Source organism: Aeromonas aquatilis (genome assembly GCF_054052405.1).
Window position 1 is genome coordinate 119,268 of the sequence record NZ_JBSTYP010000001.1, and the last position, 26,004, is coordinate 145,271.

The 26,004-nt window shown below is 61.1% G+C and carries 28 protein-coding genes; 17 read left to right on the forward strand and 11 right to left on the reverse strand.

The genetic code is table 11. The annotated features are described in order from the left end of the window. Positions 1 to 16: 16 nt before the first annotated feature. Complete coding sequence (locus tag ACW5W8_RS00590) at positions 17 to 664, reverse strand: class I SAM-dependent methyltransferase (RefSeq protein WP_498625933.1); 648 nt, start codon at positions 662 to 664, stop codon at positions 17 to 19. 144 nt (positions 665 to 808) lie between these two features. Between ACW5W8_RS00590 and ACW5W8_RS00595 the strand changes: the two genes are divergently transcribed. The 7 genes from ACW5W8_RS00595 to ACW5W8_RS00625 all read left to right on the forward strand — a co-directional run bounded on the left by ACW5W8_RS00595 (position 809) and on the right by ACW5W8_RS00625 (position 7,443). Next, a complete protein-coding gene (locus ACW5W8_RS00595) occupies positions 809 to 1,483 on the forward strand; it encodes a thermostable hemolysin (RefSeq protein WP_421298835.1) in 675 nt (224 codons plus the stop codon). Next, positions 1,480 to 2,991, forward strand: coding sequence for an AMP-dependent synthetase/ligase (locus tag ACW5W8_RS00600; protein ID WP_498625935.1), 1,512 nt, complete (start codon positions 1,480 to 1,482; stop codon positions 2,989 to 2,991). Before ACW5W8_RS00595 ends, ACW5W8_RS00600 begins: the two co-directional genes overlap by 4 nt. Further along, the gene (locus ACW5W8_RS00605) at positions 2,988 to 3,641 is read left to right on the forward strand and encodes an iron-containing redox enzyme family protein (RefSeq protein ID WP_005362310.1); all 654 of its coding nucleotides are present in this window, start codon (positions 2,988 to 2,990) and stop codon (positions 3,639 to 3,641) included. Before ACW5W8_RS00600 ends, ACW5W8_RS00605 begins: the two co-directional genes overlap by 4 nt. 42 nt (positions 3,642 to 3,683) lie before the next feature. Next, positions 3,684 to 4,553 (forward strand): SDR family oxidoreductase, encoded by an 870-nt coding sequence (locus ACW5W8_RS00610; protein ID WP_498625936.1) that lies wholly within the window; start codon positions 3,684 to 3,686, stop codon positions 4,551 to 4,553. Position 4,554: 1 nt separating this feature from the next. Next, positions 4,555 to 5,187, forward strand: coding sequence for a tetratricopeptide repeat protein (locus ACW5W8_RS00615; protein ID WP_498625937.1), 633 nt, complete (start codon positions 4,555 to 4,557; stop codon positions 5,185 to 5,187). Between the two features lie 130 nt (positions 5,188 to 5,317). Beyond that, a complete protein-coding gene (locus ACW5W8_RS00620; protein ID WP_005335091.1) occupies positions 5,318 to 6,004 on the forward strand; it encodes a response regulator in 687 nt (228 codons plus the stop codon). Beyond that, positions 6,001 to 7,443, forward strand: coding sequence for an ATP-binding protein (locus tag ACW5W8_RS00625; RefSeq protein ID WP_498625938.1), 1,443 nt, complete (start codon positions 6,001 to 6,003; stop codon positions 7,441 to 7,443). Before ACW5W8_RS00620 ends, ACW5W8_RS00625 begins: the two co-directional genes overlap by 4 nt. Positions 7,444 to 7,537: 94 nt before the next feature. On the opposite strand, the gene ACW5W8_RS00630 is transcribed toward ACW5W8_RS00625, so the two are convergent. The 3 genes from ACW5W8_RS00630 to rloA3 all read right to left on the reverse strand — a co-directional run bounded on the left by ACW5W8_RS00630 (position 7,538) and on the right by rloA3 (position 9,973). Next, positions 7,538 to 8,830, reverse strand: coding sequence for a Tle-like phospholipase domain-containing protein (locus tag ACW5W8_RS00630; protein WP_498625939.1), 1,293 nt, complete (start codon positions 8,828 to 8,830; stop codon positions 7,538 to 7,540). Positions 8,831 to 8,863: 33 nt separating this feature from the next. After that, entirely contained in the window at positions 8,864 to 9,340 is a 477-nt protein-coding gene (locus tag ACW5W8_RS00635) for a CesT family type III secretion system chaperone (RefSeq protein WP_498625940.1), read from the reverse strand. Positions 9,341 to 9,478: 138 nt separating this feature from the next. After that, positions 9,479 to 9,973, reverse strand: coding sequence for a retropepsin-like aspartic peptidase RloA3 (gene rloA3 / locus ACW5W8_RS00640; RefSeq protein ID WP_498625942.1), 495 nt, complete (start codon positions 9,971 to 9,973; stop codon positions 9,479 to 9,481). A gap of 381 nt (positions 9,974 to 10,354) precedes the next feature. Here rloA3 and ACW5W8_RS00645 point away from each other — a divergent pair, with 381 nt between their 5' ends. The 5 genes from ACW5W8_RS00645 to ACW5W8_RS00665 all read left to right on the forward strand — a co-directional run bounded on the left by ACW5W8_RS00645 (position 10,355) and on the right by ACW5W8_RS00665 (position 15,302). Continuing rightward, complete coding sequence (locus tag ACW5W8_RS00645; protein ID WP_498625943.1) at positions 10,355 to 11,398, forward strand: GMP reductase; 1,044 nt, start codon at positions 10,355 to 10,357, stop codon at positions 11,396 to 11,398. A gap of 95 nt (positions 11,399 to 11,493) precedes the next feature. Next, positions 11,494 to 12,702 carry an elongation factor P maturation arginine rhamnosyltransferase EarP gene (gene earP, locus ACW5W8_RS00650; protein WP_498625944.1) on the forward strand — a complete coding sequence of 403 codons (1,209 nt, stop codon included), beginning with the start codon at positions 11,494 to 11,496 and terminating at the stop codon, positions 12,700 to 12,702. A 45-nt stretch (positions 12,703 to 12,747) separates the two neighbouring features. Continuing rightward, on the forward strand, positions 12,748 to 13,314 hold the full coding sequence (gene efp, locus ACW5W8_RS00655; protein WP_005335100.1) for an elongation factor P: 567 nt from the start codon (positions 12,748 to 12,750) through the stop codon (positions 13,312 to 13,314). Positions 13,315 to 13,448: 134 nt separating this feature from the next. After that, positions 13,449 to 14,213: a DUF3530 family protein gene (locus tag ACW5W8_RS00660; protein ID WP_236763800.1), complete on the forward strand. Its 765-nt coding sequence runs from the start codon at positions 13,449 to 13,451 to the stop codon at positions 14,211 to 14,213. A gap of 132 nt (positions 14,214 to 14,345) precedes the next feature. Further along, positions 14,346 to 15,302 carry a D-2-hydroxyacid dehydrogenase gene (locus ACW5W8_RS00665; protein ID WP_042029806.1) on the forward strand — a complete coding sequence of 319 codons (957 nt, stop codon included), beginning with the start codon at positions 14,346 to 14,348 and terminating at the stop codon, positions 15,300 to 15,302. 66 nt (positions 15,303 to 15,368) lie between these two features. Here ACW5W8_RS00665 and ACW5W8_RS00670 read toward each other — a convergent pair whose 3' ends face one another. Next, entirely contained in the window at positions 15,369 to 15,845 is a 477-nt protein-coding gene (locus tag ACW5W8_RS00670; protein ID WP_071913044.1) for a YMGG-like glycine zipper-containing protein, read from the reverse strand. Between the two features lie 487 nt (positions 15,846 to 16,332). Between ACW5W8_RS00670 and ACW5W8_RS00675 the strand changes: the two genes are divergently transcribed. Then, entirely contained in the window at positions 16,333 to 16,935 is a 603-nt protein-coding gene (locus ACW5W8_RS00675; RefSeq protein ID WP_498625945.1) for a nitroreductase family protein, read from the forward strand. A gap of 107 nt (positions 16,936 to 17,042) precedes the next feature. Here ACW5W8_RS00675 and ACW5W8_RS00680 read toward each other — a convergent pair whose 3' ends face one another. After that, positions 17,043 to 17,690 (reverse strand): HAD-IA family hydrolase, encoded by a 648-nt coding sequence (locus ACW5W8_RS00680; RefSeq protein WP_498625972.1) that lies wholly within the window; start codon positions 17,688 to 17,690, stop codon positions 17,043 to 17,045. A 20-nt stretch (positions 17,691 to 17,710) separates the two neighbouring features. Next, on the reverse strand, positions 17,711 to 17,956 hold the full coding sequence (locus ACW5W8_RS00685; protein ID WP_064340815.1) for a hypothetical protein: 246 nt from the start codon (positions 17,954 to 17,956) through the stop codon (positions 17,711 to 17,713). A gap of 116 nt (positions 17,957 to 18,072) precedes the next feature. On the opposite strand from ACW5W8_RS00685, the gene ACW5W8_RS00690 reads away from it, so the two are divergent. Then, positions 18,073 to 18,981: a LysR family transcriptional regulator gene (locus tag ACW5W8_RS00690; protein WP_498625946.1), complete on the forward strand. Its 909-nt coding sequence runs from the start codon at positions 18,073 to 18,075 to the stop codon at positions 18,979 to 18,981. A gap of 91 nt (positions 18,982 to 19,072) precedes the next feature. Here ACW5W8_RS00690 and ACW5W8_RS00695 read toward each other — a convergent pair whose 3' ends face one another. From ACW5W8_RS00695 to ACW5W8_RS00710, 4 genes are all read right to left on the reverse strand, one after another. Then, positions 19,073 to 19,930 (reverse strand): sensor domain-containing diguanylate cyclase, encoded by an 858-nt coding sequence (locus tag ACW5W8_RS00695; RefSeq protein WP_498625947.1) that lies wholly within the window; start codon positions 19,928 to 19,930, stop codon positions 19,073 to 19,075. A gap of 199 nt (positions 19,931 to 20,129) precedes the next feature. Continuing rightward, positions 20,130 to 20,810 (reverse strand): excalibur calcium-binding domain-containing protein, encoded by a 681-nt coding sequence (locus ACW5W8_RS00700; protein ID WP_498625973.1) that lies wholly within the window; start codon positions 20,808 to 20,810, stop codon positions 20,130 to 20,132. A 132-nt stretch (positions 20,811 to 20,942) separates the two neighbouring features. Continuing rightward, positions 20,943 to 21,509: a cysteine hydrolase family protein gene (locus ACW5W8_RS00705; protein ID WP_498625948.1), complete on the reverse strand. Its 567-nt coding sequence runs from the start codon at positions 21,507 to 21,509 to the stop codon at positions 20,943 to 20,945. A 49-nt stretch (positions 21,510 to 21,558) separates the two neighbouring features. Beyond that, complete coding sequence (locus tag ACW5W8_RS00710; protein WP_498625950.1) at positions 21,559 to 22,722, reverse strand: FAD-dependent oxidoreductase; 1,164 nt, start codon at positions 22,720 to 22,722, stop codon at positions 21,559 to 21,561. Between the two features lie 265 nt (positions 22,723 to 22,987). Here ACW5W8_RS00710 and miaB point away from each other — a divergent pair, with 265 nt between their 5' ends. From miaB to ybeY, 3 genes are read left to right on the forward strand one after another with little or no spacing between them, the layout of a single operon-like run. Next, positions 22,988 to 24,421 carry a tRNA (N6-isopentenyl adenosine(37)-C2)-methylthiotransferase MiaB gene (miaB, locus tag ACW5W8_RS00715; RefSeq protein ID WP_139494107.1) on the forward strand — a complete coding sequence of 478 codons (1,434 nt, stop codon included), beginning with the start codon at positions 22,988 to 22,990 and terminating at the stop codon, positions 24,419 to 24,421. A gap of 54 nt (positions 24,422 to 24,475) precedes the next feature. Then, positions 24,476 to 25,519, forward strand: coding sequence for a PhoH family protein (locus ACW5W8_RS00720; RefSeq protein WP_201946311.1), 1,044 nt, complete (start codon positions 24,476 to 24,478; stop codon positions 25,517 to 25,519). Continuing rightward, positions 25,516 to 25,980 carry an rRNA maturation RNase YbeY gene (ybeY, locus tag ACW5W8_RS00725; RefSeq protein WP_498625952.1) on the forward strand — a complete coding sequence of 155 codons (465 nt, stop codon included), beginning with the start codon at positions 25,516 to 25,518 and terminating at the stop codon, positions 25,978 to 25,980. The genes ACW5W8_RS00720 and ybeY overlap by 4 nt, the downstream gene beginning before the upstream one ends. The last annotated feature ends 24 nt before the right edge of the window (positions 25,981 to 26,004 follow it).

A 26,004-nucleotide genomic window follows, 5' to 3' on the forward strand; every position in this document is an offset into this window, starting at 1 on the left:
CAGATGAAGGCACGCCTCAGGGCGTGCCTTTCTGCAATACCGCCACATCGGCATGGGGGAAGCTGAGTTCGGCCTGCCAGCTGGCGGCCAACACCTGAAACGATGCCTCGGCAAAGAAGACGATGTGGGTCGGGTCGTGGCGATAGCGCCAGTTTTTAAACCGCTCGTCACTGAGCACCCGCTGGGTCTGCAACACCAGCAGGCCACCGGGCTTGAGGCAATCCCACAACTGCGCCAGCACCGTGCGCGGCTCGGCGATATGCTCGATCACCTCGGTACTGGTGATGAAGTCGTACTGGCGCGCCAACAATTCGGGAACATCGGCGTAGAACTTGTCATACCCCGCCATCTGGTAACCCGCCTCGCGCCCCATCGCCACCAGCGCCGGCCCCGGGCCACAGCCAAAATCGAGGCCGCAGGCAGGAGTTGGCACCCGACTCAGCACCTCGCCAAAGGCCCGCATCAGAAAGCTGCGATAACGGGGATCATCCACCCGATTGTCGTGACCGTCATAGACCGCCTTCTCCGCCGCCTCATCCAGATGATCGGCCTCATCCAGCCAGACCAGCTCGCACGCGAGGCAGCGATGATAGCTCTTGCCCGCCACCGGCAGGGGATAACTGCGATGGCTGGCACACAGGGGGCAGCTGACGGTGGATGACATGGCGGTTCCTCTTGGGGGCTTCCTGTTGGATAACAGCGGCGCAGATTGCCTGCCCGCAGCCTCGCTGACAACTTTTTTTGCTCCTTAAGGGTTTCTTAAGTTTGCCCTTTTACTCTCAAACCATCGCAAGAGAAGGAGTCACCCATGACCATCGAGATCCAGGCCCCCTACCGATTGCTGCTAGCCAAGTCCCCGCAGCAGGTCATGGCGCTGCAAACCTATATCCAGGCCGCCTACACCCTCGAGTTCAACGCCCGCATCCCCCATTTTCTTCCCTGTCTGCTGGGGCTCTATCGGGCGGACGGGACGCTGGTCGGTGCCTGTGGTCTCAATCATGCCAGTGAGGGGCCTCTCTATCTGGAACAGTATCTGGAGCAGCCCATCGAGGCCGCCATCAATACCCGCCTCGGGGTCTATCCGGCACGCAACCGCATTATCGAAGTGGGCAATCTGGCCTGCAGCGAACCGGGCAATGCCCGCCTGATGTTCGCGGCTCTGTGTCGTCTGCTGTGTGAAAACGCCCTCGACTACGTGGTCTTTACCGGCACGGCCAAGCTGCGCAACAGCTTTGCCCGGCTGCAACTCAATCCGGTGGAGCTGGCCCCCGCACAGGCCCATCAGGTGGGGGCCGACGCCGATGCCTGGGGTGAGTACTACCGCTGCCAACCCAAGGTGATGGTGGGCGACATCAATCAGGGGCGCGAGGTGCTGGCCCAGAGCAGCCTGCTGCTCAATCTGCTGGCCCCCATGCCGACCCTGTTTGAGGATGCCGGCAAGAGCAGTGATAACCAGCCCCATCAAAAAAGGTGCGCCCAATGAGCCTGTTCGACGCCATCGCCAAGCATGCCCACAAGGATCCGCAATCTCCTGCGTTGCTGAGCAGCCAGCAGCGCCTCGATTACCAGACCCTGTGGCAACAGATCCAGCGTCTGGCCAGCCAGCTGCAACAGCTCGACATCAGCCGTCTGGCGCTGCAACTGGACAACGGCCTGCCCTGGGCGCTGCTGGATCTCGCCTGCACCCGCGCCGGTATCGTGGTGATCCCGGTGCCACACTTCTTCAGTCAAGCCCAGCAGGCCTGGTTGCTGGAGAGCAGCGGTGCCGATGCGCTGGTGGGCCCACATCATCAGGGGTGGCATGCCGCCGAGCCGCTCTCGCTGATCACCGGCCCTGATGTTGCACAAACAGTGCCGCTCTGGCGCCATACCCCGGCCAATCGACCGGCGCTGCCCAAGGGCACCGCCAAGATCACCTACACCTCCGGCACCACGGGCCAGCCCAAAGGGGTCTGCCTCTCGCTGGCCAGCATGATGGCGGTGAGCCATGCGCTGGCCGAGCGGGTCGCGCCAGCCAAGGTGGAAAAACACCTGACCCTGCTGCCACTGGCGACCCTGCTTGAGAACATCACCGGCCTCTATGTGCCGCTGCTGACCGGTGCCTGCAGCCGCATTCCGTCCCTCGGTGAGCTCGGTTTCACCGGCTCCAGCTCGCTCACCCCTGCCATGCTGGGAGAAGCCCTGCTGCGCTGGTCGAGCCATAGTCTGGTGTTGGTGCCCGAACTGCTGCGCCTGCTGCTGGCGCTCTGCACCAGCACCCCAGTGCTGGCCCAGCAGCTTAAGAGCCTGCGCTTTATTGCCGTCGGTGGCGGCAAGGTGGTCCCCGACCTGATCAAACACGCCCGCCAGCTCGGCCTACCGGTCTATGAGGGATATGGCCTCTCGGAGTGCGGCTCCGTTGTGGCGCTCAACAGCCTGGATGCTGACAAGCCCGGCAGCGTCGGCCGCCCCCTGCCCCACTGTCAGGTCACCATCGCCAGCGACGGCGAAATTATGGTGAGCGGCAGTACCATGCTGGGCTATCTCGGCAGCAACGAACCGACTCCCGAACAGATTGCCACTGGCGAACCTTCTGCCATGCAGATCGCCACAGGCGATCTGGGTCATCTGGATGATGAGGGCTACCTCCATATCACCGGGCGCAAGAAGAATGTCCAGATCACCGCCTTTGGCCGCAACTTCTCGCCAGAGTGGGTGGAAGCCGAAGCCCAGCTCTGCCCCGCCATCGCCCGCATCGTGGTATTTGGCGATGGTCAGCCCGCCAACGTGGCGCTGATCCAGCCCCTACCGGGCAAAGAGGCGGATCTGCCACGCCAGATCGCCGGTCTGAACCAGCGGCTGCCCGATTATGCCCGCCTGCACCACTGGTTGCCGGTGGCGCTGGATCAGCATCCCGGCCTGCTGACCGCCAACGGGCGCCCCCGTCGCAACGAGATTTACCAACACTTTTCCCGGCAAATCAGCCAATGCCTTACAGGAGAATCGTCATGAGCTTCTACCAGACTCTGCAACAAGCCACTGCCAGTGAGCGTGAGCATCTGTTCAACGCCCCCATTATCGAAGCCTGCCGCCGTGGCGATATCAGCCGTGACACCTATCTCGCCTTTCTGGCGCAGGCTTACTACCACGTGCGCCACACAGTTCCGCTCTTGATGGCAACCGGCGGCAAGCTGGGTCAGGAGTACGAGTGGGTGCGCGGGGCCATTGCCGAATACATCGACGAGGAGTATGGCCATCAGGAGTGGATCCTCAACGATATCCGCGCCTGTGGCGGCGATGCCGAGGCAGTGCGCCACGGCCAGCCCGGGCTGCCCATCGAGCTGATGGTTGCCTTTCTCTACGACCAGATCCAGCGCGGCAACCCCATGGGCTTCTTCGGCATGGTACAGGTGCTGGAAGGCACCAGCGTGGCCATCGCCCTCACCGTCGCCGACCAGCTGAAAAAGGGTCTCGGCCTGCCACCCCAGGCGATGAGCTACCTGAGTTCCCACGGCGCCCTGGATCAGGAGCACCTCAAGTTCTTTGAATCCTTGATGGATCGGGTCGAGAGTCCGGCGGATCAGGCCGCCATCATCCACGGGGCCAAGGTGGTCTACCGCCTCTATGGCGAGATGCTCTACAACCTCACCGCCACACCGTAAGTCGGCAGCGGATCAGCAGACAGCAAAAAGGGAACCCACACAATGAACCTTGAAGGGAAACTCGTGCTGCTCACCGGCGCCAGCGGTGGCATAGGTGAAGAGCTGGCGCAGGAGCTGGCCGCCCAAGGGGCCCACCTGCTGCTGCACGGACGTCGCGGCCCGGCACTGGAGCGGCTGTGCAAGTCACTGCCTCATCCCGAGCGCCATCAGGTGGTGCTCGTCGACCTCGGCTCTGCGCAGGAGCGCACCAAGCTGTTGCAACACCCGGCGCTGGAGGACGGGATCGACATCCTGATCAACAACGCCGGCTGCAACCAGTTTGCCTGGCTGGAAGATCAGAGCTTCGAGCAGGTGGAGCGCCAACTGCTGCTCAATATCGAGGCGCCCATCCAGCTCACCCGTGCCCTGCTGCCAACCATGCGCAAGCCGGGGATCATCATGAACATGGGCTCGAGCCTGGGCAGCATCGGCTACCCCGGTTACAGCGTCTACTGCGCCAGCAAATTTGCCCTGCGCGGCTTTAGCGAAGCGCTGGGACGGGAGCTGGAGGGGAGCGGCATCAAGGTGCTGCACTTTGCCCCCCGCGCCACCCGCACCAAACTCAATTCCGAAGCGGCCTACGAGATGAATGCAGCGCTCGGCACCCAGACCGACAGCCCGCAGGAGGTGGCCGAAGAGGCGGTCATCGCCCTGTGCAACGAAACCCGCCGCAGCTGGCTCGGCTGGCCGGAAAAACTGTTCGTGCGGCTCAATGCCCTGCTGCCCGGCATCGTCGACAAGGCGCTGTCCAGACAGCTGCCGATCATCAAACGTTATGCCCGTCATCTTCAGCCAGGGACGGCTGATGCCGGCGCAAACAGTGCGCCACAACCAGACTTGTCCCGCCCGATCCCGACCAAGAAGGAGCATTAATATGAATTTTTTCCGTCAATCCGTGACCTCTTGTGCCATCGCCATCCTGCTGGGGTCATCCTCGGTCATGGCCGCGGGTGATGCCCTCATCCCCATCCAGCAACAGTGGGCCGTCTGCCAGTATCAACAGACCGGCAAGGCGAAAGAGAGCTGCCTCGAAACCCTGAGCACCCAGGCCGAAGCGGCCAGCGCCAAGGAGCCCTTTCGCGCCGATCTGCTGATCTGGTCTGCCATCGTCAAGAGCACCTGGGCGGGGGCCAAAGGGGGGCTGGGGGCACTGAGTCTGGTGAAAGAGGCCAAGGCCAAGCTGGAGCTGGCGCTCAAGCAGGATCCCAAGGCACTGGACGGCTCTGCCTACACCAGTCTGGGCTCCCTCTACTATCAGGTGCCCGGCTGGCCGGTCGGCTTTGGCGATGACGAAAAGGCAGAGCAGCTGCTCAAGCAGGCGCTGGCCATCAATCCGGATGGCATCGACCCCAACTTCTTCTATGGCGACTTCCTACTGGATCAGGGTCGCAAGGCCGAGGCCAAAACCTATCTCGACAAGGCGCTGGCCGCCCCGGCCCGCCCGGGTCGCGAAGTGGCCGACGAAGGGCGCAGAATGGAGATCCGCGATCGGCTGGCCAAGCTATAAAACCCTGATGGATCAAAGAACTATTTAAACTCTGCCCACCAGCTTGCATACTGGTGGGCAGGGTTGTTTATGCCACGGCACGCCCTGGCGCTGAGCCAGATCGCGACACCCAACAAACAGGGAGAAAAGAATGCGGATCCTGCTGGTAGAAGATGATGTGATGCTGGGGGATGGTATGCAGGATGCACTGCGCCATAGCGGCTATACGGTGGACTGGCTGCAACAGGGGTTGCCCGCTCTGGCAGCCCTCAAGAGCGACGAGTTCGCCGCCCTGATCCTCGATCTCAATCTGCCCGACATCGATGGCCTCAGCCTGCTGCGCAAGTTGCGACGTGAAGGACACCAGCTGCCTGTGCTGATCCTCACCGCCCGCGATGCGCTGGACGATCGGGTGGTCGGCCTCGATGCCGGCTCCGACGACTACATGGTCAAGCCCTTCGCCCTGCAGGAGCTCAACGCCCGCCTGCGCGCCCTGGTTCGCCGCAGCAAGGGGCAGGCTCAGGCGGTACTGGAGTATGGCGACATCCTCATCTATCCCGAATCCCAGCAGGTCACCTATCAGGGGGAGGCGGTCAAACTCACCCCCCATGAATACAAGTTGCTGCAGGAGCTGATCAGCCAGAGCGGCCGGGTGTTGAGCAAGGATCAGCTGCAACAGAGCCTCTACGGCTGGGATGAAGGGGCCGAGAGCAACGCGGTAGAGGTGCATATCCACCATCTGCGCAAGAAGTTCTACAGCGACCTCATCCGCAATATTCGCGGGGTCGGCTACATCATTCCCCAGCTCGAACAGCCAAGCCGGACACCTGCACGATGAAACGTCCCCGCTCCATTCGCCGCTTTCTGCTCACCGGTATCCTGACGCTGGTGAGTCTGAGCCTCACCATCAGCGCCTTTATCGGCTACATGGAGGCGAGCCACGAAATGGAGGAGCTGTTTGATGCCCGCCTCGCCCAGTCGGCCCGCATCACCAATCAGCTGCTGGTTCGCTACATGGCCCAGCAGGGGCAACTGCCCGCCAACGGCACCGTCTATCAGGAGTGGGAGGCGCAAAACCCCGATGAGTGGCAAAAAGATCCCGGCCTCAACCTGACCGGCGAGGATCGGGAGCTCACCCCCTACGGCCACGAGTTCGAACGCAATCTCTACTTCCAGCTGCTCGATGAAAAGGGCGGCTTGCTGCTGCGCGCCCCCAGCGCTCCTGATCAGCCGCTGGTCACCCTGGCTATCGGTTTCGACACGGTCGAAAAAGATAATCACCAGTGGCGCACCTTCACTCTCTACAACCAGCAGGAGCAGACCTGGCTGGTGGTGGCCGAGCGGGACGACGAGCGCAGCGAACTGGCCAGCAAGATGGCCACCCTCACAATGCTGCCGCTACTGATCACCCTGCCCTTCCTGCTGGCCCTGCTCTGGTGGCTCATCACCCGCGGGCTGGCCCCCCTGCGCCAGCTGGCCCAGGCCATCAGCGAACGTCACCCCGCCAACCTGAGCCCGCTCAGCCTCAAGATAAGCGCTCAGGAGCTGACCCCCCTCACCAACGAGATCAACCGGCTGATGCAGGCGCTGGCGGAGACCATAGAGCGGGAGAAGCAGTTCACCAACGAGGCGGCCCACGAGCTGCGCACCCCGCTGGCGGTGCTGCGGATCCACAGTGAAAATGCCCTGGCTGCCGATGATGACACCAGCCGCCAACAGTCCTTGCACAAGATGCTGCAGGCCCTCGACCGCAGCGATCGGCTGATCCGCCAACTGCTGACCCAGGCCCGTATCGACAACCAGCAGGGGCTGGTATTGACCGAACTGGAGGTGGGCCACCTGCTGCAAGGCACCCTGGCGACCCTAGCTCCCATTGCCCTCAAGAAGGATCAGCAGCTGTCGCTGGAGTGTGAATTGCCGCAGCTGGTGATGGGGCAGGCCACCCTGCTCGAACTGCTGTTCAGTAATCTCATCGACAATGCGCTGCGCTACACCCAGCCGGAGGGCGAGATCAGGGTGCGGGTTCAGCGAGAGGGCAACCGGGTGAGGGTGGATGTGAGTGACAACGGCCCCGGCATTCCCGCCAGCGCCTTGCCCCGGCTGTATGAACGCTTCTTTCGGGTCAATCCCCAGCAGGGGGATGGAGTGGGTCTCGGCATGGCCATCGTCTCGCGCATCGCCCAGTTGCACGGCGCCGATCTCGATGTCCACAACCGGCCGGAAGCGGGGCTGGAGGTGAGCGTCTGGCTACCGACCCACACCCACTCCCAGCCCTGATCCGAAAATGACAACGCCTCCAGCAGGAGGCGTTGTTCATTGATAGTATGCACGCTGGCGCTACACGACTTGTCGCCGCACCCTCACCGGCTAATCAGGCAAGCAGCGCATCCAGCCCCGCCGTCACCTCTTCCATACGATGCCCGCCAGAGTGCTCAATCACATATCGCTTGCCCACCTGGGAAGAGGCATCGAGCCCGAACACTCCGTGCTCCACCTTCTGGCTCAGCGGATCTCCGCTGGTGTTGACGTGGGTGACATTGGCATCGTCCAGCTTGTGAGCGAGGCGATCCCGCAACCCGACATGCAGCCCCATGCTGTTGAAAGCCGTGACCTTGAGCCCGTGCTTGATGCCTGCATACTGCGCCAGACCGCCCCCCAGCGAGTGGCCCAGCACCTCGACCTTGCCACCATACTGCTGGGCAAAGGCCTTGACCAGCCGGTCGGCATCTTGAAACGCGCTGTCCTTGATGCCAAGGGCCGCACCGGCGTCGCTCTTCAGGGTGCCGGGACGTTTGGCGGGCTGAGTGCCCACGAACGAGAGCACCATGGTATCGCCACGCTTGTAAACGGCGACCTTGAGCGCAGACCAGGCATCACCTGTCAGGATAAAGGGGTCATTCTCGTTCTTGCCCGGAGTGACATGAAGTGTCAGGGCACTCCCGGTGCCACCGGAACCATCTTCACGGCGGGCCAATATCGAAGGGGGAATATCTGCCATCGTGGCGTGACTGTAGCCTGCCGGCATCTCCCGATAGCTGCTGGAGCAGCTGACCCGCGCCAGCTGGGCCGCATCCATCACCGCTCTCGCTCCCTCGGCAGTCAGCGGTTCCTGCTGCGCCTTCGCCACGAAGGCCGGTTTGATGATCCCCTTGGCGGCACTCAAGGCCTGCTGTGAGCCTTGTTGCAACCGCTCTGACATACCGAGCGGCAGATGGGAGGCCCCCTTCATCACGCTACCCGCTAACCCCAGAGAGGCGGAGGCCACCAGACGCGCCGCTGACTCGCCAAGGTTTTTCACCCCGGCCACCCCGGCCGTCACCGCACCGCTGGCCACGCTGCTGACACCACCGGTGATATTGGCCAGCCCTTTGATGATGGCGCCCGTCCAGTAACGGGCCTTGCCCTTGGCACTCTGGGCATGGGAATCATGGCCGCCCTGGATGGCGATGCCAATCTTGCGAGCCGGGGCACTGAGGGTCAACCACTTGAGCGAGGTATTCAAGACCTTGCCCGGCTGAACCCGGGAGCCGAAGCCGAGGCTGGTATAGTGAGAGGCCAGATTGTGATGAACCGAGTGCTGGCGAGATGAGGATTGCACCTCGCCATGCTCATGAGAGGCCACAGCGGTAGTGCGCTGGGGTTGTCCAATGCTTTGAATAGACATCTTCTGCTCCTGATTAATACCAATGACGATCCATCAACACGGGATCATGACGCCAGATAACGGGGAGAGAATGGCTGGTGTCTCCTGCCGGGCGCTCAACGCCTGCAACTGCGTCTGCAAGGTGACGCCGAGATCAAGAAATTCACCCAGGGTTTGCATAAACAGGGTTTTATCGAGCATCTCGATGAGAGAGGAAAAGGTCAGCACCAGATGATTGCTACGACTGTCCAGACTGATCTGGCTTCCCCCCGTGGCCAAACCAAACATGTTCAGCTCAAGGGCCGAGCGGGTCAGCTGCAACTGACTGGCCGCATCGTCAGGCAGACGCAGCAAGGGGATATAGAGGTAGCATGCCTGCAGCTCATCGTTATCGGGCACTTCGACCAGGCACTCGCCATCCAGACCGAATGGCACACGACAGTGGCCATCGCTGCCCAGACTCAAGGCTACGCCCTGCTGTTCGCCCGCGAGCAATAGCCATTCAGATACGATTTGTTGATAGGGTTTCACTATGATGCACTCCACGCTCAAGCCCTTGCTGGCGAACGAGCTCGCACGCTTCAGGGTATGGTGGAGATGCTACCTCTGGCAGAGGGGCGGGGATTTAGCTGTGAAACGGCGTTTTTTAGATTCACGCCGAAATTGCCCCTAACGGCAGGCGGGCTGTACGGTAAAGGTTCGACTGGAGTCCACCGGGCCCAGCTCCGCCAGCAGGCGGCGGCCCAGCAGCACCGGATAGATCATCTTGCTGCGATCCCGCAGGGTGAACCACTCCTCATACACCTTGTCCCCCAGACAGATGGACATGGTCACCGTTGGTCTCTGCTCCATGCCGCCCGCTCCGCGCACAGTCACGCTGCGATCGACCCGCCGCTCGAACTGTTGTTTGACCAGTTTGCCGCTGTCGGCATCGGTCACCACCAGCATGAAGCGCACCCAGGGTTTGCCATCCCGTTTGAATCTGGTGATAGAGCGTGCATCAAGGGAAGAGGTGAGCGCCCCGGTGTCGAGTTTCATCTTCACCGCCACGCCGGTAGGCAAAATAAGTCCCTTCTCGATCCAGCCATAGCTGGTCGGTGTTGCCGCCAGTGCGCTGCCACACAGTGTCAGCATCAGGGTGATCCCCACCATCATCTTGCCCATTTTACTGCCCTGCCTTGTCAATCCTGCGCCCAGATCTACCACAGTCCCATTGTGGGTCAATCCGATTTATTTCAGCTACTTGGATAATATCTGGCGGGTCAGAAGATAGACGACAAGGAGTGGCCGAACGGCGGCCCAAGCGGGCGGGAATATCGAAGGAGAGCAAGGCAGCGAACGGTGCTGGATGAAACTGGTGGTGAACCTCAGGTTGTGACGCCAAAGGCTACCACAACAATGAGTGAATTATCAGTCTTGTTCTGGAGGGATTTTTGCCTACACTGTTGTAAACCGGAGGCCCTGAAAACCACCGGTTTTTTTGCTCCTGCCGAAAATTTGCCACTGCAAAAGTGACTTTCAACAAGGCTCAATAAGGAATTTGTAATGCGTATCGAAGAAGACTTGAAGCTCGGTTTCAAGGATGTCCTGTTCCGCCCCAAGCGCTCTACTCTCAAGAGCCGTTCCCAAGTCAGCCTGACCCGTCAGTTCACCTTCAAGCACACCCAGACTCAATGGCAAGGCGTTCCCGTTATCGCCGCCAACATGGATACCGTCGGCAGCTTCGCCATGGCCAGAACCCTGGCCGGCTTCGAGATGATGACCGCGGTACACAAGCACTACAACCTTGAGCAGTGGCAAACCTTCGTCAACGAAACCGATCCGGCCTTGCTGGGCCATGTGATGGTATCGACCGGCACCTCGCCGGATGACTTCGCCAAGACCCGCCAAATCCTCGCCATGTCCGAAGCGCTGCGTTTCATCTGTGTCGATGTGGCCAACGGCTACTCAGAGCACTTCGTCGAGTTCGTGCGCAAAATTCGTGAAGCCTGCCCCAACCACGTCATTCTGGCGGGCAACGTGGTGACCGGCGAGATGGTCGAAGAGCTGATCCTCTCCGGCGCCGACATCGTCAAGGTCGGCATCGGCCCGGGCTCGGTCTGCACCACTCGCGTCAAGACCGGCGTCGGCTACCCGCAACTCTCCGCCATCATCGAGTGTGCCGACGCGGCCCACGGCCTCGGCGGCCAGATCGTTGGTGACGGCGGCTGCACCTGCCCGGGCGACGTCGCCAAAGCCTTCGGCGGCGGTGCCGACTTCGTGATGCTGGGCGGCATGCTGGCAGCCCACGAAGAGTGCGGTGGCGAGATCGTCGATGTAGACGGCGAACCCTTCATGAAGTTCTACGGCATGAGCTCCTCCAGCGCCATGGACAAGCACGCCGGCGGCGTCGCCGAATACCGCGCCTCCGAGGGTAAAACCGTGCTGCTGCCATACCGCGGCCCGGTCGAGAACGCAGTGCGCGACATTCTGGGTGGCGTGCGCTCCACCTGCACCTACGTGGGCGCCAGCCAGCTGAAAGAGCTCACCAAACGCACCACCTTTATCCGGGTACGCGAGCAAGAGAACAACGTCTACGGCAAGGAGTAACCTGCCGCAGCGACCGTCACGCGCTGACGGTTAGAAGCCAGTCAACCGGTGTGCTACCCTGCGCACCGGTTTTTTTGCATTTGGAACCCCGAGCCATGACCACTCCCCTGCCCCCGTTTGACTGGGACATCTTCTGCTGCGTCGTCGACAACTTCGGCGACATCGGTGTCACCTGGCGACTTGCCCGCCAGTTAAAGCGGGAGGGGAATATTGCGGCACATGGCAATGAGGTTCAGGTGCGGCTCTGGGTGGACGATCTGGCAAGTTTCGCCCGCATCTGTCCCGGGCTCGACCCGGAGCAGGATGGTCAGTGGGTCGATGGCATCTATATCCAGCACTGGCATGAGACCCTGCCGACCGACATGACTCCGGCCAGGGTGGTGATCGAGGCCTTTGCCTGCGAACTGCCCGCCCCCTTCGTTGAACGAATGGCCGAACTGATGGCGAGCCAACCCAAGCCCCCCTGCTGGATCAATCTGGAGTACCTCTCGGCCGAGAGCTGGGTCGAGGATTGCCACGGCCTTGCCTCGCCACAGCGAGTTGGCAACCAGAGCCTCAACAAATACTTCTTCTTCCCGGGCTTTACCGCTAAAACCGGCGGCCTTTTGTGCGAGCACGACCTCATCACCGAACGGGAGCAGTGGCAGCAAGATGATGCGGGGCTGGCAGCCTACTGGGCCAGCCTCGGTTTGCCGCCCAAACAAGAGAACGAGCTGCGGGTCAGCCTCTTTACCTACGAGAGCGATGCGCTGCAAAGCCTGGTCGAGAGCTGGTGCCAGAGCACCACGCCCGTCACCCTGCTGTTGCCGCTGGGGCGCTCTCTCAACAATGTGCTCACCGGCGCCGGTCTGGCAGATGCCATCCCTGCGGCCAAAGCGGGGGAGCAGCTCCACTCGGGCAACCTCACCATCAAGCTGCTACCGATGACCGATCAGGCCGGTTACGATCGACTGCTGTGGAGCTGCGATCTCAATCTGGTACGCGGGGAGGACTCCTTCGTGCGGGCCCAGTGGGCAGCTCGTCCTTTCCTCTGGCATATCTACCAACAGGAGGAGGAGGCCCATCTGGTCAAGCTGGAGCAGTTCCTCGACCACTATCTTGCTGATCTGCCTGCCGATTACGCCCAATGGCTGCGCCGCTTCAATCTGGCTCTCAACCGTGGTGAAGATTGCCGCTCACTCTGGGCCCAATGGCCGCAATACAGCGCGATTTGGCAGCAACATGGGCGACTCTGGTCACAGAAGCTGCTCCGGGATGGGGATCTCGTCACGAGGTTGGTGAAATTTCTGGAAAGCCGTATATAATCTGGCAGTTTTTATCCGTCCGTTTCACGAACAGGAATTTTTTACATGAAAACCGCTCAGGAAATCCGCGCTGGTAACGTAGTCATGATCGGCACCGAGCCGATGGTGGTCCAGAAGGCTGAATTCAACAAATCCGGCCGTAACTCCGCCGTGGTCAAAATGAAGCTGAAAGGCCTGCTGAACGGCAGCGCCACCGAGACTGTCTTCAAGGCCGACGACAAGCTGGACGTTGTTCAGCTGGAGCGTAAAGAGTGCACCTACTCCTACTTCTCCGACCCCCTGTATGTCTTTATGGACACCGAGTACAACCAGTACGACGTAGAGAAAGACAACCTGGGTGACGTGCTGAACTACCTGGTAGACGGCATGGAAGATCTGTGTGAAGTGACTTTCTACAACGAGAAAGCCATCTCCGTAGAACTGCCGACCACCATCGTGCGCGAAGTTGAGTACACCGAGCCGGCTGCCCGTGGCGACACCTCCGGTAAAGTGACCAAGCCTGCCCGTCTGAAAGGCACTACCTACGAGCTGGCTGTTGCCGCCTTCGTAGAGATCGGTGACAAGATCGAAATCGATACCCGCACCGGTGAATTCAAGCGTCGCGTCAACTAATTGACCACGTTGAATTGATTGCAAAAAAGCGAGCCTCCGGCTCGCTTTTTTATTGCCTGTTTGCAGCTATAACACCGACCTCCTTCAGAAAATCCCACCGCCGCCGCTAACCCAGATAACCGGGGGAGCACACTATGGCCAGATTATCCTTATCACTGCTGTTAATGACCATGCTGGCTGGCCATATCGCGCAGGCGAGCGACGTTGCACCGCCCATCGCAGAGCCACTCCCCCTCGATCACTGGCAAGCAAGCGACTGGAAAGGGCAACCCGAAGCTACCCAGATCGACAAGCAGACGGTGCTGTTTGCCAAGCATGACAGCGACAACTATGTGGGTCTCGCCATCCTGCTGCCCGACTGGCAGCGCAGCGGTCAGCTCTGGCAACTGACCCGTGCCCTCAGCCAGCTGGGCTTTGATACCCTGCTGCTGCTCCCCTCTCCCCAGCAAACCGAGCTAGACCCCGCTGCCGAGAAAAAAGCCAAGGAGAGTGACGCCTTTCGCAAACAACTGGCCGAGCGGATCAGCAAGCTGGCCGATGCCAAGCTGCAGGAGGGGGGCTTCAAGCTGATCCTGGCGCAAGGCACCGGCGCCGCCTGGACAGCCAACCTCATCGCCAGCGAACAGCTGCCCGCCCCCGATGCGCTGGTGCTGCTCGATGGCTTCTTCCCCGACCAGCAGAGCAACCAGATCCTTGCAAAAGAGATAGCGCAGGGCACCATCCCTACTCTGGACCTCTATCAGGAGGATGGCGGCCGCTGGCCGCTGCTGGCGGCCGAGGCACGCCAGACCGAGAGCCGGCGCAGCCACAAGCTCAACTATCGTCCCTACGCCCTGATGGAACTGGGCGAAACCCCCACCCGCATTCAAGGGTGGCTCAACCATCTGGGCTGGCTCTGACCTCGGGCCACAAAGCGCGCGCAGCATCACATCTGCCGGAGAAAGCCCACCCGCCATGGCGCGGCATACTGGCTCTGATGGCGCCCTTTTTGGCATCATGACGGTTCAAACCCGAATATGGCAGGAAGGTACATGCAGCAGATTGTGTTTCTCGACAGCGATACCCTGGATGCGGGCATCACCCTGCATCATCCCGACTTTCCCCACCACTGGCAGAGTTATCCCAGCACGGCACCGGAACAGGTGGTAGAACGGCTGAAAGATGCCAGCATCGCCATCATCAACAAGGTACGCATCGGCGCCGCCGAACTGGCCCAGCTACCTGAGCTCAAACTCATCGCGCTCGCCGCCACCGGCAGCGACAACGTGGATCTGGAGGCATGCCGCGCCGCCAACGTCGGGGTATGCAACATCCGCAACTACTCGGGCCCCTCGGTGCCGGAACACGCCATGGCACTGATGCTGGCCCTGTCGCGCAACCTCTTCTGCTGGCGCCAGTCGCTGCTGGAGGGGCGCTGGCAACAGAGCGGCCAGTTCTGCTTCTTCGATCACAACATCATGGATCTGCACGGCAAGCAGCTTGGCATCATCGGTAAGGGAACCCTGGGTCAGGCGCTCGGCGAGCGGGCCAAGGGGATGGGGATGACGGTGCGTTACGCCCAGAGCCAGATCGGTGGCAGCCACGACGAAGATCGCCTGCCGCTCGACGAGCTGCTGCAAAGCTCGGATGTGATCAGCCTGCACTGCCCGCTCACCCCCTATACCCGCAACCTGATTGGCGAGCGGGAGCTGGGATTGATGAAACCGGGCGCCCTGCTGATCAACGTCGGCCGCGGCGGTCTGGTGGATGAAGAGGCGCTGCTGCGGGCGCTGGCCAACGGCCGCCTCGGCGGTGCCGGTTTCGATGTGGCGAGCGTCGAACCCCCGCCCCCCGACCATCCCCTGATGAAGGCGCTGCAATACCCCCACTTCATCCTCACCCCGCATGTAGCGTGGGCCAGCGAGGAGTCGATGCAGCGGCTGGCCGACCAGCTGATCGACAACATCAACGCCTTTGCCGCCGGTCGCCGCCAGCACCGGCTGGTCTGATCAAACATGCAAAACGGGGCCCACTGGCCCCGTTGTTTCATCCCCACCACTCACGACAGATGGCGATCAATCGTCGTCATGCCATCTGTGTTTTTTGTGCTTCTTGTGCTTTTTGTGGTGCTTGTGATGGTGGTCATCATCATCGTAATAGCGATCCTGACTCTGGTGGCCATCGCCGGTCTTGGCACCGATGGCCGAGCCACTTGCTCCGCCAACCCCTGCGCCGATCAGCTGGCCAGTATCACCACCGACACTCTTGCCGATAGCAGCACCACCCAGCGCCCCCACCGCGCCGCCAAGGGCCGCTTCATTCTTGTTGCCCTTGTTGGCCGTCGCCGCACCACCAGCTGCGCCGCCAATGGCCGCACCAACCAGCGCACCGGTATCGCCCCCCAGCTCCTTGCCGATCATGGTGCCCGCTACCCCGCCTGCGCCGCCACCGAGAATGGTATTGAGGGTCTCGGAGGCGTGCACGGTCGTACTGCCAGCGAGCAAGGCGCCCAACAGGGCCAGTGCGCGAAGCGCGCGCGAATTCATCTCCATGGGTACTCCTGTCCAATCTGATTTATTTCCTCTGCACTATACAAACCGGCAGGCAGCAAACCAGTGGGTGACTAGCGGCAAGTAGATCTTCACTTGAAACCCGGCAATAGGCGTGACCGGCAAGCCCGAATTCAATCTCTTGAATAACCACAAGAAATTTTTTATTTCACAGGTATGGCGTGTCCCTAGGCAGGGGCGGGAGGCTGTCGCAGCCCCACCCCAACTACTGGCGATCGGACAGCTCCTGTCACCTGCGCAGGGTTGGGTGGCGCAATCTCAGCTGGGCTGGCAGTTCAGCGCGCCTCAACCCCGTTCACTGGGGAGCAACAGGATCGCCTATGTGCGGGGTGTTAACCCTCAGTTGAAAGTGTCACCACTGCATGTAAACGCCCGGAAGATAATCGGGTGGTATAGTCTATAGCTTGAACAACAGGGGATGGCTGGCCACAAAGCTGGCGCCCGGTGACTATCAAGCAAAGGAGATGTTATGAGCAGTCCGTTTATCGAACAGATCAAAGCACGTCGTACCATCTATGCCCTGGGCGACCAGGTGCCCCACACGCCGGAGCAGCTGACGGCCCTGATCCAGGATGCCATCAGACACAGCCCCTCCTCCTTCAACTCCCAGAGCTCCCGCGCCGTCATCCTGTTTGGCGCCCAGCACCACAAGCTATGGGATATCGTCAAAGCCGAGCTGAAAAAGATCGTGCCACCGGAGGCCTACGCCCAGAGTGAGGCCAAGGTGGATGGCAGCTTCCGCGCAGGCTTCGGTACCGTGCTGTTCTTTGAGGACACCGACGTCATCAAGGATCTGCAGCAAAAATTCGCCCTCTATGCCGACAACTTCCCCATCTGGTCGGAACATGCCACCGGCATCGCCCAGTTTGCGGTCTGGACGACGCTGGCGCAGGAGAAGGTCGGAGCCTCCCTGCAGCACTACAACCCCCTCATCGACGAGGCGGTACGCAAGGAGTGGAACCTGCCCGCCAGCTGGCTGCTGCGTGCCCAAATGCCCTTTGGCAGTATCAAGCAACCGGCCGGCGACAAGGCCTTTATCGACGACGCCACCCGTTTCCGCGTCTTCAAATAACCGTTGAGAAAGCAAAACGCCCCCGCATCTCGGGGGCGTTTTTATTGCAACATAGAGTGCGGATGGCTCATAGCGCATATGCAGCCACAACCCCTTATCTCCATCGCTCAGGCGGGCAGAGTCACCAGCAGGGACGTCTCTCCAAGTTCCACCTTCACCTCGCACCAGTCGCGGATCACCGCCACCACCGCCGGATTGAGCGGCGCATCGCCTCCTACCTGCACCACAGTGCAACCTGCACGCAGGGCGCTCTCGATACCGGCCGGGGCATCCTCGAACACCAGACAACGAGCGGGCGAGACACCAAGCCGTTCAGCCCCCAGCAGATAGGGCTCGGGATCGGGTTTGCCATTGACCACAACTTCGGCCCCCACCAGCAGGTTGGGCAGCGGCAAACCGGCACAACGCAGGCGGTGACGGGCAACCCGCTCACTGGCGGAGGTCACGATGGCCCAGCGCTGTGGCGGCAAGCGGCGCAGCAACTCGCCAGCCCCAACGATGGCATCGCCGCCGGTATGTTTCATCTCCAGATCGTCGAGGCGCGCTGCCTCCCGCTCCACATCCAGTTGCGGGGCCAGCGCCCGGATCACCTCACGTGAGCGCATACCGTGGCACATCGCCAGTACCGGCTCTGAAGCAAGCTGATGATGCTGACACCAGAGCCGCCACACCTTCTCCACATCGCCGGTCGAGCAGACCAGGGTGCCATCCATATCGAGCAGCAGGGCGGATACCGACAGGGTGAGCGTGTTCATGCCAGCACTCATACAGGCACTCATACAGGCACTCCGGCCAGCTCGGGCAGAGAGCCAGAGAGTGCATCGGCAAAGGCCTGCTGCTGGGCGGCACGCTCATAACAGGCCAGCGCCTGCTCGGTACTGCCTGCCCACACTTGCAAGGGGCCGACCACAAAACCCTGTTGCAGCAGGCTGGCGAGCAGCTCCCCCGTCTCCGGGGCCGCCAATGGCTGGGCCAGCACCAGCGTGCCCTTGATCAAAAAAAGATAACGTTGAGTAGACATGATATGGCTCCTTGTTCCGGTTCAGAGGAGGGCGATCCCCCCCTTGCCGAGCCATTAGAACAAGGCGATTAGATAATTTATAATCAATAAATCACCACTTTGGATAACCAATTGGAATGAAATTTGACTTGAGGCAACTGCAGGCGTTTGTGACGCTGGCCGACACCGCCAACTACCGGGAAGCGGCCAGCCGCCTCTTTATCACCCAGCCGGCCCTCACCAAGCAGATCCAGGGGCTGGAGCAGACGCTGGGCTGCACCCTGTTCAAACGGGGCCGCCACGGCGCCGAGCTGACAGCGCTCGGTGCCCAGCTACTCACTCAGGCGAGTGCGCTGGTCGAGCACGGTCGGGAGTTCGAAAGCCATGCGCTGGCGGTGGCGAGCGGCGTGGCCGGTCGACTCAAAATTGGCTTCGGTCTGTCGAGTTTCGCACTGGCCCCTACGCTGGTGGCCCGCTTCAAGCAGCAAGTCACGGACGTGATGGTCCATCTGCAGGATATGCCCTCCGCCATCCAGCAGGAACAGCTGCTCTCCGGCCAGTTGCAGCTTGGCTTTATGCGCAGACCTCAGACGCCCCAGTTGCAGGAGCACAGACTGCTGATCGACCGGCTGGTGCTGGCGGTGCCGACACGAATGACCGAACCAGACCCGGCCGCATTCGACGTCCAACAGGCACTGACCAGTCAACCCCTGTTGCAGATGGTGGGCCACCGCTGCCCCGGGCTCAGCCAGCAGATCGCCGGTTTTCTCGGCGCCAATCGGCTGACCGGCATGGTCCAGGAGGCCGAGGATATCCAGACACTGGTGGCGCTGGTCGCGGCGGGCATAGGCAACGCTATCCTGCCACGCAGCGTCAGCTTTATCGCAGGGCCCGATGTCACCCTCTATCCCCTCTCTGGTCCCAGCTCCGAGTGGGAGATCAGCATGGTATGGAATCCGGACTTTGCCGACCCCATCCGGGATCACTTCGTCAGGCAGGTGATCGCCAGCCATCCCCTGTCGGTGTCGGCCACGCCCGAGCGCTGATGCCAACGCTTGCTGGTGGCTAGCACCCTGGCCAGCCAAAACAGTGCGCCCCATCAAGGGGGCGCATGCAGGACAAAAGCGGCAATGCTGCTCAACAGCTGGCGCAGTGGCTACGGTTTTTACCCGCCCCCTTGGCGCAATAAAGTGCCGCATCGGCCGCAGCCAGCAACGCCCCTTCCCCCTCCAGCGGTTGATCTGCGGTGTAGGTGGCAATGCCAATGCTGGCGCTAAGCTGAATATTATTTGCCACCACGATGTCGAGATCGTTGATGGCCTGGCGGATCTCCTCCGCAATCCGCTGGCAGAAAGATTGCAGAAGATGGCCCACCAGCTGGAGCGAGCCATCCCCCATCTGATGACCAAGATGGTCATTGCACGCCTTGAAGTTATCCAGATCCAGCATGATGAGGGAGAGCGGGGTATGTTCCCGCATGCTGCGCCGCCACTCGTTATGCAAAAAACTATTGAACAGCCGCCGATTAGCCAGTCCGGTCAAAGGATCGTGGAGGGAGAGGCTTTCTACTTCCAGCTCCAGCAGCTTGCGCTCGGTGATATTGATATGGGCGATGGAAAAATATTCGGCATCAAGACCGGGGACCGGCGCTACACGCATCATAAACCAGCGCTGGGTGTCGGGGCTGTGGCAGGGGTATTCCAGATAGAACTTCTCCTGCTGATGACGGATAACCCGGAGGATCCCCTCAACGGCAGCCAATCCAGAGGGCTCAGATTCATCGCCACAAGCCCCCATGTAATTGACCCCAATCCAGTTATATCCCCTGGGCATGCCGTTCTGCTCGGCAAACAGATCCCAGGCGAGATTGGTGTAATGGATCACGCCATCCCGATCTATCACCGATATCTGGTCTTCCAGCGAATCCAGCAGCGCAGCCAGATGATGGGCTCGCTCGGCGAAGTGGCTCTGCCGCTTCTGTATATCATCCGCCATGGTGGCCATCCTGTGGCAAAAGTGGCATACCGCCATCTATTAACAATTAAGTCAGCAGATAGAGTAAAGCACCCCATTCCCACTTAGCCAACTGAGACCAAATTTCACCATCGAACACTATCCGGCAAGGTTTCAGGCCAGTTTCCCTGTTCCGGATAACAAGAGCACATCATGAGCATATGTATCTGATCAGTCACATTTAATGACCACACCACAGATTTTCGCAGGGGATGCCATCTCCTTCCCCATCCATCTTGGTACCAGGGCAGTTTTGTAAAAACCAGGTTGCCTCCTCGCAGGAGGTCATCTGGGAGCAATGCTGCCGACCATCACACTGACGAATAAAGGTCGTTGCCTGTGTTGTGCTGACCTCCTCCTGATTGAAAGAGGAGACCGACAATGGCGCCATCGACTCGGCCGAGAAACGGGAATAGATGGAAAAGAGGCCGACGAGCACCAGCAGGGGGATCAGTTTGCCACTCCAGCTGCTCTTGCGACGTCGATAGGGGTTACTTCGCTCTCTGGTCGAGGTGGGTCGTGGCGGCTGACTTGCCGCCCGAAACGATGGCGCCGCTGATGGTGCGGCTGACCTTGTGGCTGATATTGCGGACGACGGCACGGCATCCGCCAACGTGAGCGGGCGATCGGGGAAAAAGACCTGCAACGCCCTTGGCTTGCCATCCTGACCACTGCCGATCAGATAGGTGACACGCTCCCCCGGCTCTGGCACGCGGCCATCTGATTGCAGCGCCGTAACATGCACAAACAGCCCTGCACTGCGTGACCCATTGGTTGTCTGCTCGGCGCCATTTTGCTCCGGCGTAATAAATCCAAAGCCGCGCGCCTCGTTCCAGCTCGCGATCCGTCCCTGATAACGCATCTGTCCATCCTTGTTGTTATCCATGTGAGCACTATCTTGCCTGACAATCATGTTGCCCAAAAGCGCTGCGGCCCGACAGGGAGCCGCAGAGTCAATCTCAACACGGTGATCGGGCGCAACCTGCGTTAAGGATCAAGCCAGCTGGGACACCTTGATGATCTCGGCGATGCGACCCAGCATCCGCAGCGAGGTGTGATGCTCGGTGGCATCTGCGGCGGCGCAGGCATCATCCAGAATGGTGATGGCGTAGTCGCGATCGTGACCATCCCGCGCTGCCGCCTGAATGGCCCAGCTAGTGCTCACCCCGCACAGATAGAGGTGGTCGATGTGGTTGGCCCGCAGCGCAGGCTCCAGCGCCGTGCCATAGAAGGGGCTCACTCTGGGCTTGGTCAGCACCAGATCACCGGGTTGCACATCCAGATCCGGGTGAAAGTCGGTGCCTGGGTCGCTAAGCGACAGCGCCCCCAACTGGTGAGCCCGACCAAACATGGGGGAGCCCTTGGGTTGCATCTGATAGCAGCCGTCAAAGCCCACCTTGATCAGCACCACCAGCCAGCCATGGGTGCGGGCATGGGCCAGCGCCTGATTGGCATGCGCAATGGCATCCTGCTCCACCACGTGGGCTGCGGAGGCGGCAATGCGCCCGTCGGGATGGGCAATATCGTTGATAAAATCGATCACCAGCAGTGCCCTGTTCATCACCTTTGCTCCTTCGCGCATTCAGCCCGTGTTACCTGGTTTCTACCTGTCAAACCAGCCCCAGTGCATAGCGCAGCGCCATCTCCTTGAGCGGGCCCGCTTTGTCCGCCAGATTGAGGGCCAGATTGCGGGCCAGCTTGAGGGGACCAATCTCGTTGCTGAACACCCCGTAGAAGAGATCCATCCCCGACTGCATCAACAGGTTGTCGGGACGACGGCGCCGCTCGTAACGCTCGGCCAGCGCCAGCTGATGCCAGTCGGCGCCAGCGCCTTGCAGCAGATCAGTCCAGCAGGCCACATCCTTGAAGCCAAGGTTGACCCCCTGCCCCGCCAGCGGATTGATGGTGTGGGCAGCATCGCCAAGCAGCACCACCCGACCGACGTGATAGTCGTTGGCGTGGCGACGCACCAGCGGGAAACTCCCTTTGCCGGTGACGGTAAATCCGCCGAGCCGATTCGGGAAGTGGTGGCGCACCTCGGCGGCAAGCCCTTCGTTGCTCATGGCCGCCAGCGCCCGGATCCGGGCCGGGCTGTCATACCACACCAGAGAGCCGTGCTGGCCCGGCAGCGGCAGGAAGGCGCGCGGGCCGCTCGGGGTGAACTGCTGCCAGGTGATATCTTCCTGCGCAAAGTCGGTGTCGATATTGATCAGCATGCAGTGCTGGCGGTACTCGAAGCGCGATACGCCGATACCCGCCAGCTTGCGGGTGTGGGATTCGGCACCGTCGCAGGCCAGCACCCAGCGCGCGGCCAGCTCGGTGCCGTCGTCCAGAGTCAGCACAGCTTCATCCGCACTCTGGCGCAGGCTGGTCACCGCCGCCGGGGTGTGGGTCTGGATGGTGGGAAAATCCTCCATCCGCTTGAGCAGGGCGAGCTGCACCACCCGGTTTTCGATGATGTAGCCGAGCTGGGGCAGGCCAAGATCGGCGGCATTGAAGCGGGTGGCAAAACCGTCCAGCTCCCAGGTCTCCAGTCGGCGGTAGGGGCAGAGCCGCATCTGCTGCAGATGGTGCCAGGCACCGGCCTGCTCCAGCAGCGCCACCGAGGCCTGACTGATGGCGGAGACCCGCAGATCCAGCGGCTGCTCCGGCGCGTAATGCGCCGGCAGTTGGGTCTCGATGACCCGCACCGAGAGACCCTGAGCCGCCAGCAGACAGGCGGTGGCGGCGCCCACCATGCCAGCGCCGACGATGGCGATATCACACTGTTCCATACATTTATTCCTGAAAGGGTGCGTCCGGCGACAGCGCCCGGACGTGAACCGGATGGCTGCATGATAGCGCAAGGGCGGCTGATAAACAGTGAGACAAACGGGGAATTGCTGCGTCAAATCAAGGAGAAAGCTTATTGAGCTTGCTGGCAACAGGTATCGGGTGAGCACCATTGCCAGCTGGATATTAGCTAGGCAGTATCCAGATTGCGGAGTAAAATGCGCGGTCCTTTGACCATGCCGATTTCAACACAAGTCAAGAGAAGCAATGAGCAAGAAACTTCACATTAAAACCTGGGGTTGCCAGATGAACGAGTATGACTCGTCCAAAATGGCCGACCTGTTGGATGCCAGCAATGGCTACACCCTTACCGAGGAGCCCGAAGAGGCAGATGTCTTGCTGCTGAATACCTGCTCCATCCGCGAAAAAGCGCAGGAGAAGGTGTTCCACCAGCTGGGACGCTGGAAAAAGCTCAAGGCCAACAAGCCCGGTCTGGTGATCGGCGTGGGTGGCTGCGTTGCCTCTCAGGAGGGCGATGCGATTCGCCAGCGCGCTCCCTATGTGGATATCGTGTTCGGCCCGCAGACCCTGCATCGCCTGCCCGCCATGATCAAGGAAGTGCAGGAGGGCCGTGGTGCCCAGGTTGATATCGCCTTCCCCGAGATCGAAAAATTCGACAGCCTGCCCGAACCGCGCGCCGAAGGGGCCACCGCGTTCGTCTCCATCATGGAAGGGTGCTCCAAATACTGTACTTACTGCGTGGTGCCCTACACCCGCGGTGAAGAGGTGAGCCGACCGCTGGACGACGTGCTCTACGAAATCGCCCAGCTCGCCCAGCAGGGCGTGCGCGAAGTGAACCTGCTCGGCCAGAATGTCAATGCCTACCGCGGTCCGACCTTTGATGGCGGCATCTGCACCTTCGCCGAGTTGCTGCGTCTGGTGGCCGCCATCGACGGTATCGATCGCATTCGCTACACCACCAGCCACCCGATCGAGTTCACCGACGACATCATCGAAGTCTACAAAGACACCCCGGAAGTGGTCAGCTTCCTGCACCTGCCGGTGCAGAGTGGCTCCGACCGTATTCTGACCATGATGAAGCGCCCGCACACCATCCTGGAGTACAAATCCAAGATCCGTCGCCTGCGTGCCGCCCGTCCCGACATCACCATCAGCTCCGACTTCATCGTTGGCTTCCCGAATGAAACGGACGAAGACTTTGAAGCGACCATGAAGCTGATCGAGGATGTGGGTTTCGACATGAGCTTCAGCTTCATCTTCAGTCCGCGCCCGGGCACCCCGGCCGCCGACATGCCCGACGATGTCGACATGGAAGTGAAGAAAGCCCGTCTGGCCCGCCTGCAGCACGTCATCAACAACCAGGCGATGCAGATTGGCCGTGCCATGCTGGGCACCACCCAGCGCATCCTGGTGGAAGGGCCCTCCAAGCTCGACCCGATGCAGCTGTGTGGTCGCACCGAGAACAATCGGGTGGTCAACTTCGAAGGCCAGCACACCCTGATCGGCGGCTTTGCCGACGTGGAGATCACCGAGGTGCGCCCCAACTCCCTGCGCGGCAAGTTCATCCGCGGCGAGAGCGAGATGAACCTGCGGATCGCCACCGCCCCGAGCGACATTCTGGCCCGTCGTCCCGACAATGTGCCGGACGAACTGGGCGTTGCCGCCTTCACTCCCCATTAATCCCCTCCTCCCCATTCGCCCGGCGGATGGGGAGCGCCTTGAGACGAGGATATTTTGAGCCGACACATCTCGACCCTGAATCTGCATCTGGAGCCCGCCGACAACCAGCGCCTTGCCAGCCTGTGCGGCCCCTTCGATGACAATATCAAGCAGCTGGAGCGCCGCCTCGGCGTCGAGATCAGCTACCGTGACAGCCACTTCCAGCTGGTGGGCAAGCCGGCCCAGCTGGATGCCGCCGCCGTCATCCTCAAACACCTCTATGTGGAAACCCAGCCCCTCAAGGGTGGCAAGGTGACCGACATCACTCCCGACATGGTCCATCTGGCCATTCAGGAGTCGCGGGTGCTGGAGCAGGATGACGAACCGGCGCCGAGCATCCCCTATGGCAAGGAGGTGACGGTCAAGACCAAGCGCGGTCTCATCAAGCCACGCAGCCCCAATCAGGCCCAGTACATCGCCAATATCGTGCGCCACGACATCTGCTTCGGCATCGGCCCGGCCGGTACCGGCAAGACCTATCTGGCGGTCGCCGCGGCAGTGGATGCGCTGGAGCGTCAGGAGATCCGCCGCATTCTGCTGACCCGTCCGGCGGTGGAAGCAGGCGAGAAGCTGGGCTTCCTGCCCGGCGATCTCTCCCAGAAGGTCGATCCCTACCTGCGCCCGCTCTACGACGCCCTGTTCGAGATGCTGGGTTTTGAGCGGGTCGAGAAGCTGATGGAGCGCAACATCATCGAGGTGGCGCCGCTCGCCTATATGCGCGGAAGAACCCTCAATGACGCCTTTATCATTCTCGATGAGGCCCAGAACACCACCACCGAGCAGATGAAGATGTTCCTCACCCGGATCGGCTTCAACTCCAAGGCGGTGGTCACCGGCGACATCACCCAGGTAGACCTGCCGCGCAACGCCAAATCCGGCCTTCGCCACGCGCTGGAAGTGCTGCCAGGGGTCGATGGTCTGTCGTTCAACTTCTTCGAGTCCAAAGACGTGGTGCGCCACCCCGTGGTGGCCCGCATCGTGCAGGCCTACGAGGCATTCGATGCCAAACAGGCGGCTGAAAAAGCAGCACCCCATTCTGGTAAAGAGAGCGAGCAATGAGCGTAACCCTGGATCTGCAGCTGGCCAGTGCCAGCACTGACGGCCTGCCCACCCAAGCCCAGCTGCAAGGCTGGCTCGACGGCACCATTCTCGGCTTCCAGCAGGAGGCAGAAGTGACGGTGCGTATCGTCGACGAGGCGGAGAGCAACGAGCTCAACCTCACCTATCGCGGCAAGAACAAGCCCACCAACGTGCTCTCCTTCCCGTTCGAGGCGCCGCCCGGTCTGGAGCTACCGCTGCTCGGCGATCTGGTGATCTGCCGTCAGGTGGTAGAGCGCGAGGCACAGGAGCAGGGCAAGCCCCTGATGGCCCACTGGGCCCACATGGTTGTGCACGGCAGTCTGCATCTGCTAGGTTATGACCATATCGAGGATGAGGAAGCCGAAGAGATGGAAGCGCTTGAGCGCGACATCATGCAGGAGCTCGGTTTTGCCGATCCTTATCTGAACGACGAAGAGTAAAGAACCGGATGGTCATCGTCTTGA